This is a genomic window from Clostridium sp. LIBA-8553 (assembly GCF_057782465.1).
In genome coordinates this window covers 3,260,001-3,271,951 of the sequence record NZ_CM173489.1, presented here as the reverse complement: position 1 = coordinate 3,271,951, position 11,951 = coordinate 3,260,001, and the positions used below count along the sequence as shown (strand labels likewise).

Here is an 11,951-nt window from a genome sequence, read left to right as displayed (position 1 = left end):
CGGGCAGCTTTATTGGCTGCCTTTAATTATATTAAGGTGGTGTAAAACACATGATTTTATTAATAGATGTAGGTAATACAAACATAGTTTTAGGGATTCATGACAATGATAAATATATAGCGTCATGGAGAATATCTACAGATTCTAAGAAAACATCAGACGAATATTCAATACAAGTTATGCAACTATTTAATCAAGCAAAACTAAATCCAGAAGAAGTTGAAGGAATAATAATTTCTTCAGTAGTTCCTAATATAATGCATTCTTTAGAAAATATGGTTAGAAAATGTTTCTGTAAAGAACCAATTGTAGTAGGGCCTGGAATAAAAACTGGAATTAATATAAAATATGATAATCCTAAAGAAGTTGGAGCAGATAGAATAGTAAATGCTGTAGCTGCTTTTGAGAAACATAAAAAACCTATGATAATAATTGATTTTGGAACAGCAACAACATTCTGTGCTATTACTGAAAAAGGTGATTATTTAGGTGGAAACATATGTCCAGGAATTCAAATTTCAGCAGATGCTTTATTTGAAAGAGCTGCAAAGCTTCCAAGAATAGAGCTTGAAAAGCCAAAGAGCTTAATCTGTAAAAATACAGTTACAAGCATGCAAGCTGGAATAATTTATGGATACATTGGAAAAGTTGAATATATAGTTAAACGTATGAAAAAGGAAATGATGGACTTAGGAGAAAAAGAACCATTTGTATTGGCTACAGGAGGGCTAGCTAAACTTGTTTATAGCGAAACGGATGTAATTGATGAAGTAGATCGTAAATTAACTTTAGAAGGACTTAAAGTTCTTTACGAAAAAAACAAGGAGTAGAAACTTATGAAAATATCAAACATAGTTTTAGAAAATAATGTTTTCTTAGCACCCATGGCTGGAGTTACAGATATCTCTTTTAGAGGATTATGTAAGGAGATGGGAGCTGGGATTGTTTGCACTGAGATGGTTAGTGCAAAGGCATTGTACTATGGAAGTGAAAATACAAAAGAATTAATGAGAATTGCAGATGAAGAAAAACCAGTATCTTGTCAGATGTTTGGAAATGATCCAGAAATAATGTCTTATGTTACGGAGAAACATTTCAATACAAATGATGATATATGTATAATAGATGTTAATATGGGATGTCCTGCACCTAAGATAGTTAAAAATGGTGAGGGTTCAGCCTTAATGAAAGATCCTAAATTAGCTTATGATATCATAAGTAGCATAAAAAAAGTTGCAACAAAGCCTGTAACAGTTAAGTTTAGAATGGGCTTTGATGAGAATAATATAAATGCTGTTGAGTTTGCTAAAATCATGGAAGAAGCAGGAGCAGATGCTATTGCTGTACATGGGAGAACTAGAGCTCAAATGTATGAAGGAAAGGCTGATTGGGATATAATCAGACAAGTAAAGGAAGTTGTTAATGTTCCTGTTATAGGTAATGGAGATGTTTTTAGTGCAGATGATGCCTTAAAGCTTAAAAACGAAACTAATTGTGATGGAATAATGGTTGCAAGGGGAAGTATGGGAAACCCTTGGATTTTTAAGCAAATAGTCCAAAAATTAAATGGAGAAGAGGTTTATATACCAACTCCTGACGAAAAGATAGATATGTGCATAAGACATTATAACTTAGCACTTAAGTATGATGGAGATTATAAAGCTGTAAGAGAAATGAGAAAACATGCAGCTTGGTATATAAAAGGTTTAAATAATTGTACTGAAATTAAGAATAAATTAAATTTAGAAGCTGATCCAGAAAAAATTATGGATATTCTTAAAGCGTATAAAGAATATTTAATGCAAAATAACTTATAATATTTATCATAAATGGGAATATAACTGGATATAATAAAGCATCAATCAAATATTAGATGTTTAATTTATACAAATAAAGGTGAGAATGAAAGCTAAATAATGTTTTTTTATTTAGTAGATTCTATCTTATGTAATATATGGTTTGACATAATAATCTTTAAGAATTATAATAATTTGAATAATTAGGCTTAATAATCTTAAAGTTTTTATGAATTGTATATTAACAGTTTAAGTTTAAATATGATATTATAATAATATGTTCAAAGGGGAGAAAGAAAATGAGCGAAAAAAAGCATATAATGACATATGAAGGTGTTAAAAAATTAGAAGACGAATTAGAATATCTTAAAACAGTAAAGAGAAAAGAAATAACTGAAAAGATAAAAGTTGCTTTAGGATACGGGGATTTAAGTGAGAACTCTGAGTATGATGAAGCTAAAAACGAGCAAGCTTTCACTGAAGGAAGAATAATTCAGTTAGAAAATATGCTTAAAAATGCTGTTGTTGTTGATGAATCAGAAATATCAACAGATGTAGTTACAGTTGGATCAATAGTTAAAGTTATGGACTTTGATTTTGATGAAGAAGTTGAATATACAATAGTTGGTTCAGCAGAAGCAGATCCAATGAACTTTAAGATATCAAACGAGTCACCAGTTGGTGAAGGTTTAATGGGTAAAAAAGTTGGAGAAGTTGTAGAGATAGAAGTACCAGGAGGAACTAATAAGTTCGAAGTTCTTGGAATAAGAAGATAGATATTATAGATGGAGGGATTTTTAAATGTCAAATGAGGAAATGAATATTCACGAAGCAGAAGCTCAATTAAGTGAACAAGAGATGTTAAGAAGACAAAAGCTTGCTGAATTACAAGAAGCTGGTAAGGACCCGTTTGATGTATATAAGGTAGAGAGAACACACTCTTCTGCTGATATAAAAAATAATTTTGAAGAGTTAGAAGGTAAAGAAGTTAAAATTGCTGGAAGACTTATGTCAAAAAGAGGTCAAGGTAAAGTTGTATTCGCTGATTTAGCAGATTTAGCTGGTAAAATTCAATTATTTATCAAAATTGATAATGTTGGAGAAGAAGCTTTAAAAGAATTTAAAACATTCGATTTAGGTGACTGGGTTGCTGCAACTGGAGAAGTATTTAAAACAAAAATGGGTGAGGTTTCAGTAAAAGTAACTTCATTCCAATTAATAAATAAATCTTTAAAACCATTACCAGAAAAATGGCATGGATTAAAAGATCAAGAATTAAGATACAGACAAAGAGAAGTTGATATAATAACAAACCCAGAAGTTAAAGATACTTTTATTAAGAGATCTCAAATAACAAAAGCAATAAGAGAGTTCTTAGATAATAGAGGATTCTTAGAAGTTGATACACCAATGTTATCACCAATAGCTGGTGGAGCTGCGGCTAGACCATTCATAACTCATCACAATACTTTAGACATAGATATGTACTTAAGAATTGCTCCAGAATTATACTTAAAGAGATTAATAGTTGCTGGATTTGAAAAAGTTTATGAAATGGGTAAAAACTTCAGAAATGAAGGGATTTCAATAAAACATAATCCAGAGTTCACTACTATAGAATTATATGAAGCATATGCTGACTATAATGATATGATGGAAATCATGGAAAACATGATTGCATATGTTTGTGAAAAAGTAAACGGATCAACTAAAGTTACTTATGAAGGAACTGAAATAGACTTCACACCACCATGGAGAAGAATCACTATGGTTGATGCAGTTAAAGAGTTCGCTGGAATAGACTTTAATGAAATTAAGAGTGATGAAGAAGCTCAAGCTATAGCTAAAGAGAAAAACTTAGAATTCCCTAAACCATTAGACAAGGTTACTAAAGGTGAAGTTCTAAACATGTTATTCGAAGAGTATGGCGAAGAGAAATTAATCCAACCTACTTTCTTAGTAGATTATCCAGTAGAAATTTCACCTCTTACTAAGAAGAAGAGAGGAAATGAAATGTTCACTGAAAGATTTGAAGGATTCGTATATGGTAGAGAAGTATGTAATGCATACTCAGAACTTAACGATCCAATAGTTCAAAGAGAAAGATTTGAGCAACAAGCTAAGGAAAGAGAATACGGAGATGACGAAGCATATATGTTAGATGAAGAATTTATGAGTGCTTTAGAAACTGGTATGCCTCCAACAGGTGGATTAGGAATAGGAATAGACAGAATGATAATGTTCTTAACTGATTCTTCATCAATAAGAGACGTTATATTATTCCCAACAATGAAACCACAAAAATAGTTTTTTTAAAATAGAAGTTTACTCAATGTAAACTTCTATTTTTTTATTTAGGTGATAGAGAAATAATTAGAAAAAACTCCTAAATATTTTTATGTTTTATCTAAAAAAAAGTATTGTTTTTTAATTGAAATATGATATAATGAAATTGTAAATGTTCCTCGGTAGCTCAATGGTGGAGCACTCGGCTGTTAACCGATAGGTTGGAGGTTCGAGTCCTCTCCGAGGAGCCATTTTTTTTGCTCAAAATTAATAAGAAGGAATTTATAAATATATAAATTTTTATATATTTATAAATTCTTTTTTTTATTGACATATAATTTAGTTTTGATAAAATTAAGAGTATAACTAAATATGTACTATGATAAAGAAGAGTAGTTTTAAAATCTTTTTTTAGAGAGATAACGGGTGGTGAAAGTTATTAAAGATTTAAAATGAAGGGAGCTTTTGAGTACAATTGTTTTAAGAGAGATGAGCTTTTGCTAAAAAGGGTGGAACCGCGGAATTTTATTTCGTCCCTTTGAATGTAATAGCTTTTTTTATTTTATAACAAAGCCCTTATACTGTTAATCTAAATGAGTATTTCTAGCAGTTAAAGCTGTTAGAAATATTTCTTCGGGAAGTTTAAAGTTCTTTATAAAGTGAAGAATTAATATAAAATAAGTTATTTAATATAAATGGAGGTAATTGAAATGGCAGTAGAAAAAACTATGGATAAAATAGTAGCCTTATGTAAAAACAGAGGATTTATATTCCCAGGTTCAGAAATATACGGTGGACTTGCGAACTCATGGGATTATGGCCCACTAGGAGTTGAATTCAAAAATAACGTTAAAAGAGCTTGGTGGAAAAAGTTCGTTCAAGAAAGCAAATATAATGTTGGATTAGATTCAGCTATATTAATGAATAGAGAAGTTTGGGTTGCATCAGGTCACGTTGGTGGATTCTCAGATCCTTTAATGGACTGTAAAGAATGTAAAGCTAGATTTAGAGCTGATAAATTAGTTGAAGATCATATGACTGCAAACGGAGCAGAAGTAGCTACAGCTGATGGATGGAGCAATGAAGAATTAATGGACTACATAACTAAGAACAACATAGTTTGTCCTAAATGTGGAAAATTAAATTATACAGAGATAAGAAAGTTCAACTTAATGTTTAAAACTTTCCAAGGAATAACTGAAGATAGTAAAAACGAAGTATATTTAAGACCAGAAACTGCTCAAGGTATATTCGTAAACTTTAAATCAGTACAAAGAACTACAAGAAAGAAAGTACCATTTGGTATAGCTCAAATTGGTAAGTCTTTCAGAAACGAAATAACTCCAGGTAACTTCACTTTCAGAACTAGAGAGTTCGAACAAATGGAGCTTGAGTTTTTCTGTAAACCAGGAACTGACTTAGAATGGTTCAACTTCTGGAAAGAAAGTTGTTGGAACTTCCTATTAAACTTAGGAATGAACAAAGATAACATAAGAATGAGAGATCATGGAGAAGAAGAATTAAGCTTCTATTCAAATGCAACTTCTGATATAGAATACTTATTCCCATTCGGATGGGGAGAACTTTGGGGAATAGCTGATAGAACAGACTATGACTTAAATAAGCATGCTGAACATTCAGGTCAAGATATGACTTACTTAGACCCAACAACAAATGAAAAATATGTACCATATGTTATAGAACCATCATTAGGAGCTGATAGAGTTGCTTTAGCATTCTTAGTTGAAGCTTATGATGAAGAAGAATTAGAAGGAGCTAATGGTAAAACTGATGTAAGAACAGTTATGCATTTACATCCAGCTTTAGCACCATTTAAGGCTGCTGTATTACCACTTTCTAAGAAATTATCAGAAAAAGCTGATGAAGTATATGCTGAATTAAGCAAACACTTCAATATTGACTATGATGAGACTGGAAGTATAGGTAAGAGATATAGAAGACAAGATGAAATAGGAACTCCATTCTGTATAACAGTTGACTTCGATACTTTAGAAGACGGATGTGTAACTGTAAGAGACAGAGATAACATGGAACAACAAAGAGTTAAAATAGAAGACGTAAGAGCTATAATAGAAAAGAGCTTAGAATTCTAGTTTAAAAGCAAAGATAAAAACTTATAAATATATTACGAGAATTACTGGATTTCACTAAGAATTTATAGTATTCATTCCAGATAATTTACTAAAGATTGAAAACTAGCTTCGCTTCGGACATTCAATCTTCTTAACGTAAATTATCTTACATGAATACTTAAATTCTAAAGTTTATCCAGATATTCCCTACATATATTTATAAGTTTTTTTTATTTATGCTTTTAAAGTATTAAAGGACATAGTTATGAAATTTGTTTTACAATTATGGACAAGTGTATTTTTGTGGTATAATTATATAAAATTTATTGAAATGCTTTAAGGGAGGCTTGAATATAATGATAAATGAAAAAAGAGTTTTAGATAGTTTTTTAGATTATATACAAATAGATAGTGAAACATATAGCGAAGGTGATTTTGCTAAAAGATTAGAAAAGGATTTAATTGAAGCTGGATTAGAAGTTGAATTTGATAATAGTGGAGAAAAAGTAGGATCAAACTCAGGAAACCTAATAGCTAGATTAAAAGGTAATGTAGAAGGTGAAACAATACTTTTTGCATGTCATATGGATACTGTTAAACCTGGTAAAGGTGTAAAACCGGTTATAAAAGATGGTGTTGTATATAGTGATGGAACAACTATATTAGGTGGAGATGATAAAGGTGGAATAGCTGCCATTGTTGAAGCACTAAGAATTATAAAAGAAAACAATATAGATCATGCTGATATAGAGGTTGTATTTACAATAGCTGAGGAAACAGGGCTTCTAGGAGCTAAAAACTTAGATTATTCAAAAATAAAAGCTAAAAAGGCATTCCTTTTTGATACAAGTGGAGATCCAGGATTTATAACTACAATAGGACCAGCTCATGATACACTAAAGATTACTATAAAGGGAAAACCAGCACATGCCGGAGTTTCACCAGAGGATGGAATAAGTGCAATTCAAATAGCTTCAGATGCTATAGCAAACATGAAACTTTTAAGAGTAGATGAAGATACTACTGCTAATATAGGAAAAATTTCAGGTGGTGTTGCTAATAATGTAGTTTGTCCTGAAGTAGTAATAGATGCAGAGGCAAGAAGTACAGTCACAGAAAAATTAGATGCTCAAACAAACCATATGGTAGAAACTTTTAAGGCATCTGCTGAGAAATTTGGTGGACAAGTTGATATCCAAGTAAATAGAATGTATGGAGCATTTGTTATAGATGATAATGAAGATATAGTTTTACATGCAAAAAGAGCATTTAAAAACTTAGGAATAGAAGGAAAAACTAAAGCTTCAGGTGGTGGAAGTGATACAAACATATTTAACTGTAATGGAATAAAAGCAGTTAACCTTTCAAGTGGAGAAAGAAAACCTCATACTTTAGAAGAACATATGAAGATTGAGGATTTAGGAACATTATCAAAAGTTGTGCTTGAATTAATAAAAGAGAGTATAGCTAAGTAATTAAATATTAAGAGATGAAGAAATATTCTTCATCTCTTTTTTATTAAAAAGGTATCAATAATGATGAGTTAGGTAAGGGGAATAATTAATGATTTAAAAGATATATATGAGTAAAAATAAGTGTTATTATATTATAATAGTACTTATTTTTTGGAGGGTTTTATGAGTAATTTTTTAAATAAAGGAGATAAAATAGGAATAATAAGCTGTTCTAATGGCTTGAGTATAAAAAATAAAGACATAATAGAAGCATTAAAATATAACTTAAATAGTATTGATATAGATGTTGTTGAAGCAAAAACTTTATATGCTAAGGAATATAATCTTTTTAGTGGAACTGGAAAAGAAAAAGCTAGAGCTTTAGAAGAATTATTTTTAAATAATGAGGTAAAAATGATTTTTGATATTTCAGGTGGTGATTTAGCAAATGAAGTTCTAGAATACTTAGATTTTGATTTAATAAAAAATAATCCTAAGCCTTTCTTTGGATATAGTGATTTAACGGTAATTCTTAATGCTATTTATTCTCAATGTGGAATTACTACATATAATTATCAATTAAGAAACTTAGTTGGTAAATTTCAAAAAGAGCAATTAAAAAATTTTAAAGCTTCTTTTTTAGAGAAAAAAGATGATATTTTTAATTTAAATTACCAATGGATAAATGGAAATTCTCTTGAGGGAATTGTTGTAGGTGGTAATATAAGATGTTTATTAAAATTATCAGGAACTAAATATATGCCGGATTTTAAAGATAAGATATTGTTTTTAGAAAGTTTTAGTGGAAATCCAGCAAAAATGGTTACATATATTACTCAATATAAAAATTTAGGTGTCTTTAGTGATATAAAGGGGATAATATTAGGAGAGTTTACCGAAATGGAAAGAGATGATTGGTCACCAAATATAATAAAAATTTTAAATAGAGTTTTAGGTGAAATTAATATTCCAATATTGAAAACTAGTGAGCTTGGACATGGAGCGGATGCAAAGTGTATTCCTATAGGAAAATATTTAAGCTTTAAATAAGTGACTTGATTAAATTATTTTGATAAGATAATATATTATGCAAACAACGAAGAATTTATATAAGTTGTTAAGAAATCAGGGGGTTTATTAAAATGACAGTAAATGAGCAAAACTTAAAAGAAGAAGCTTTAAGGTGCTTAATGTGCAAGAATCCAAGATGTAAAGCTAATTGTCCAATAAGCACACCTATTCCAGAAGTAATAGGTTTATTTAAAGAGGATAAAATTAAAGAGGCTGGGGAAATCTTATTTGAAAACAATCCTTTATCAGTTGTTTGTTCTATAGTATGTCCTCATGAAAATCAATGTAAAGGAAATTGTATAAAGGGAATAAAGGAAACACCTGTAAACTTTAGTGAAATAGAGAAAGAAATATCATCAGAGTTTTTAGAGAGTTTAGAACTTACTCAAGAAACTATTTTAGAAGATAAAATTGCTATAATAGGTGGAGGTCCTGCAGGAATAACAGCAGCATTTATATTAGCTAAAAAAGGATACCAAGTAACTATATTCGAAGAAAATGATAAAATTGGTGGAGTATTAAGATATGGAATCCCTGATTTTAGACTTTCTAGAGATATAATAGATAAATATGAAGAGGCACTTCTTAAATTAAATGTTAAGATAAGACCTAATACTTTAATAGGAACAGTAATTACTTTAGATATGTTAAAGAATGATGGTTATAAAGCAATATTTATAGCAACAGGAGTTTGGAATCCTAAAACTTTAAATGTTAAAGGAGAAACATTAGGAAATGTTCATTATGCTATAGATTACTTAAAAGCACCAAAATCATATAGTCTTGGAGAAAAGGTAGTTATAATTGGAGCTGGTAATGTTGCTATGGATGCAGCTAGAACTGCTAAGAGAAATGGTGCAGATACTTATGTTCTTTATAGAAAAAGCTTTGAAGATATGCCAGCTACTAAGGTTGAAATAGAAGAGGCAAAAGAAGATGGAGTTAAGTTTGAACTTTACAAAGCTCCTGTAGAAATTTATGAAGATGGTATAAAGTACATACAGACACAAAGAGTAATTTCTGAAGATGGCAGAGTATCATTTAGAAGCTTAGAAGGTAGTGAAGATGTATTTAAATGCGATTCAATAATTGTGGCTATTAGTCAGGCTCCAAGAGATAACATAGTTTCAAAGAATAAAGATATATCAACAGATAAATATGGTTTATTAGTAACAGATGAGAATGGTAGTACAACGCTTAAAGGAGTATTTGCATCAGGAGACGTTGTTAGTGGACCAAAAACTGTTGTAGAAGCAGTTGCAAATAGTAAAAAAGTTGCAGAAGCAATAGATGAATTTTGTAGAAATAATTAAAAAATTAAATTTCTTTTATTGATTTTAAGTCTTAGATTTATATATTAAATTAAAAAAACTCTAGAATTTAATTTAGCATTTGCTAAATTGTTCTAGAGTTTTTTAGGTTTTGTAATAAATATAAGTAAAGATAAATAACTTAAAATTTATTTATAAAATTTTTAATCATATTTATTAACGCTCTTTTGGTTTAAAGCCATTAGCTCTAAATCCAGGGCCGTCTGAAACTGTTCTACCTATTCCTCTGATTTTACCAGTAATACATCCTCTGCAGTGAGCTGGAGTATCACCTGTACATATTTTACCTGGATAAAGAGCATAAAGTTTTCTATATTCTCCCTCAGTAACATTAGGCATTACTACATTTGCTCCACTTTGAAGAGCGATTACTCTACCTTGTTTATTTAGTGATTCTATAGCTGTAGTCGCTGGAATATTTATATCTGGTAAAAGTAATCTAACTAAAGCAGTTACCTTTAATGCCATTTCGAATGTTCCACCTTCCGCATCCTTAAGAGGTGTATCTTCATTAGGGATAAATGGTCCTACACCAATCATATCTGCATCAAGTTTTTTGAAGAATAAAAGATCATCAGCTATAGATTCCATTGTTTGACCTGGAAGACCAACAAGACATCCACTTCCAACTTCATAACCAAGTTTTCTTAAATTTTTTAAACAATTTATTCTATTTTCATGACTCATACCTGGATCTAATTCTTCATATAGTTTTCTATCAGTAGTTTCTATTCTTAATAAAAATCTATCTGCACCAGCTTCTTTTAATAGCTTGTACTCTTCGAAAGATCTCTCACCTATACTTAAAGTTAAAGCTATTCCTAGTGATTTAAGTTCTTTCACTATTGGAACTAAACGTTCAATAGTGAAGTAATCATCTTCTCCACCCTGAAGTACTAAAGTCTTATAACCATAACCAACAGCTTTTTTAGCGAAATCCATAATTTCTTCATTTGAAAGTCTATATCTATTAAGGTTTTTATTATCTCTTCTAAGTCCGCAATACATGCAATTTCTTTTACATATGTTAGTGAATTCTAAAAGTCCTCTTAAATGGACTTCATCACCAAGATATTCTTTTCTAACTTCATCAGCAGCTTTAAAAAGTTCTTCATTAATAGAATCGTCTTTTAATAATGCGATAATTTCATCTCTTGAAAGTTCATGAGTTTCTTTTGCTTTTTGTATAATACTATTCATATTAATCCTCCTAATTAATTTGTTTATAAGGATTTTAGTTATTAAGATATTATCTTATAACCTAAATTGATTATTAATTAATAATTATAATCCAACAACTTATTTTAAACAATATAGTTAAAAATAGATTAATAATTATTATAACATGAATATTTTTAGAAAATCACCAGTAGAACAAAATAGAATGTCCCTGAATAAGTTAGAATAATATGGAATGGGGAATTCCATAGTGTTATAATTAGAAAGAAATAGGATAGAATTTATAAAGAGCCATTAATATTGGTGAAAATTTTGGAGGCCACAAAATGAAGAGAGACTTTAATGAGTTTAAAGAATTTATAAAGGGAAAAAATGTAGCTGTTGTAGGAATTGGGGTAAGTAATATACCTCTTATAAAGTTTTTAGTTAAACTAGGGGCTAAAGTAACTGCTTTTGATATGAAATCTGCTGAAGAATTAGGGGAGGTTTCAAAAGAATTTGAAGAGCTTGGAGTAAAATTAGAGCTTGGAAAAGGTTACTTAGATAGACTAACTGGCTTTGAGGTTGTATTTAAAACACCATCTATGAGAATAGACAGTGAAGCTTTAGTAAGATGTAAAAATCAAGGTGCGTATATTACTTCAGAAATGGAGGAATTCGTAAGATATTGCAAAGGTAAAGTTTATGGGGTAACTGGTAGTGATGGTAAAACAACAACTACAACAATTGTGTCTAAGTTAT

Annotated in this window: 10 protein-coding genes, 1 tRNA gene and 1 other annotated feature (1 of these 12 only partly in view); of the genes, 10 read left to right on the top strand and 1 reads right to left on the bottom strand. The window is 29.9% G+C overall.

Annotated elements, in window-relative coordinates; all coding sequences use genetic code 11:
* The first annotated feature begins 50 nt into the window (after window positions 1-50).
* The 9 genes from AC2JAQ_RS14890 (at window position 51) to AC2JAQ_RS14850 (ending at window position 10,013) form a co-directional block, all read left to right on the top strand.
* Window positions 51-830 (top strand): type III pantothenate kinase, encoded by a 780-nt coding sequence (locus tag AC2JAQ_RS14890; protein ID WP_423240613.1) that lies wholly within the window; start codon window positions 51-53, stop codon window positions 828-830.
* Between the two features lie 6 nt (window positions 831-836).
* Window positions 837-1,817: a tRNA dihydrouridine synthase DusB gene (gene dusB, locus AC2JAQ_RS14885; protein WP_488457076.1), complete on the top strand. Its 981-nt coding sequence runs from the start codon at window positions 837-839 to the stop codon at window positions 1,815-1,817.
* A 278-nt stretch (window positions 1,818-2,095) separates the two neighbouring features.
* Complete coding sequence (gene greA, locus AC2JAQ_RS14880; protein ID WP_488457075.1) at window positions 2,096-2,572, top strand: transcription elongation factor GreA; 477 nt, start codon at window positions 2,096-2,098, stop codon at window positions 2,570-2,572.
* A 25-nt stretch (window positions 2,573-2,597) separates the two neighbouring features.
* Window positions 2,598-4,103: a lysine--tRNA ligase gene (gene lysS / locus AC2JAQ_RS14875; protein ID WP_488457074.1), complete on the top strand. Its 1,506-nt coding sequence runs from the start codon at window positions 2,598-2,600 to the stop codon at window positions 4,101-4,103.
* Window positions 4,104-4,258: 155 nt separating this feature from the next.
* Window positions 4,259-4,333 (top strand) — tRNA-Asn (locus AC2JAQ_RS14870).
* A 119-nt stretch (window positions 4,334-4,452) separates the two neighbouring features.
* Window positions 4,453-4,623 (top strand) — a binding site (T-box leader).
* A 169-nt stretch (window positions 4,624-4,792) separates the two neighbouring features.
* Window positions 4,793-6,196 (top strand): glycine--tRNA ligase, encoded by a 1,404-nt coding sequence (locus AC2JAQ_RS14865; RefSeq protein ID WP_488457073.1) that lies wholly within the window; start codon window positions 4,793-4,795, stop codon window positions 6,194-6,196.
* Window positions 6,197-6,531: 335 nt separating this feature from the next.
* The gene (locus tag AC2JAQ_RS14860; RefSeq protein ID WP_488457072.1) at window positions 6,532-7,650 is read left to right on the top strand and encodes a M20/M25/M40 family metallo-hydrolase; all 1,119 of its coding nucleotides are present in this window, start codon (window positions 6,532-6,534) and stop codon (window positions 7,648-7,650) included.
* A gap of 162 nt (window positions 7,651-7,812) precedes the next feature.
* Window positions 7,813-8,679, top strand: a complete 867-nt coding sequence (locus AC2JAQ_RS14855) for a S66 family peptidase (RefSeq protein WP_488457071.1) — start codon at window positions 7,813-7,815, stop codon at window positions 8,677-8,679.
* A 92-nt stretch (window positions 8,680-8,771) separates the two neighbouring features.
* On the top strand, window positions 8,772-10,013 hold the full coding sequence (locus AC2JAQ_RS14850) for an NAD(P)-dependent oxidoreductase (RefSeq protein WP_488457070.1): 1,242 nt from the start codon (window positions 8,772-8,774) through the stop codon (window positions 10,011-10,013).
* 174 nt (window positions 10,014-10,187) lie between these two features.
* Here the strand turns inward: AC2JAQ_RS14850 and hydE are convergent, their stop codons facing one another.
* Window positions 10,188-11,231 (bottom strand): [FeFe] hydrogenase H-cluster radical SAM maturase HydE, encoded by a 1,044-nt coding sequence (gene hydE, locus AC2JAQ_RS14845; protein WP_488457069.1) that lies wholly within the window; start codon window positions 11,229-11,231, stop codon window positions 10,188-10,190.
* 305 nt (window positions 11,232-11,536) lie between these two features.
* Between hydE and murD the strand changes: the two genes are divergently transcribed.
* Window positions 11,537-11,951: the beginning of a UDP-N-acetylmuramoyl-L-alanine--D-glutamate ligase gene (murD, locus tag AC2JAQ_RS14840; RefSeq protein ID WP_488457068.1), read on the top strand. It continues 962 nt past the right edge of the window; only the first 415 of its 1,377 coding nucleotides appear in the window; the start codon lies at window positions 11,537-11,539; its stop codon lies off the right edge, out of view.

Bases quoted from the DNA above. Each gene is read 5' to 3' on its own strand.
- dusB (WP_488457076.1), top strand. From the start codon at position 837: ATGAAAATATCAAACATAGTTTTAGAAAATAATGTTTTCTTAGCACCC.
- AC2JAQ_RS14855 (WP_488457071.1), top strand. From the start codon at position 7,813: ATGAGTAATTTTTTAAATAAAGGAGATAAAATAGGAATAATAAGCTGT.
- AC2JAQ_RS14850 (WP_488457070.1), top strand. From the start codon at position 8,772: ATGACAGTAAATGAGCAAAACTTAAAAGAAGAAGCTTTAAGGTGCTTA.
- hydE (WP_488457069.1), bottom strand. From the start codon at position 11,231: ATGAATAGTATTATACAAAAAGCAAAAGAAACTCATGAACTTTCAAGA.
- lysS (WP_488457074.1), top strand. From the start codon at position 2,598: ATGTCAAATGAGGAAATGAATATTCACGAAGCAGAAGCTCAATTAAGT.
- AC2JAQ_RS14860 (WP_488457072.1), top strand. From the start codon at position 6,532: ATGATAAATGAAAAAAGAGTTTTAGATAGTTTTTTAGATTATATACAA.
- AC2JAQ_RS14890 (WP_423240613.1), top strand. From the start codon at position 51: ATGATTTTATTAATAGATGTAGGTAATACAAACATAGTTTTAGGGATT.
- greA (WP_488457075.1), top strand. From the start codon at position 2,096: ATGAGCGAAAAAAAGCATATAATGACATATGAAGGTGTTAAAAAATTA.
- AC2JAQ_RS14865 (WP_488457073.1), top strand. From the start codon at position 4,793: ATGGCAGTAGAAAAAACTATGGATAAAATAGTAGCCTTATGTAAAAAC.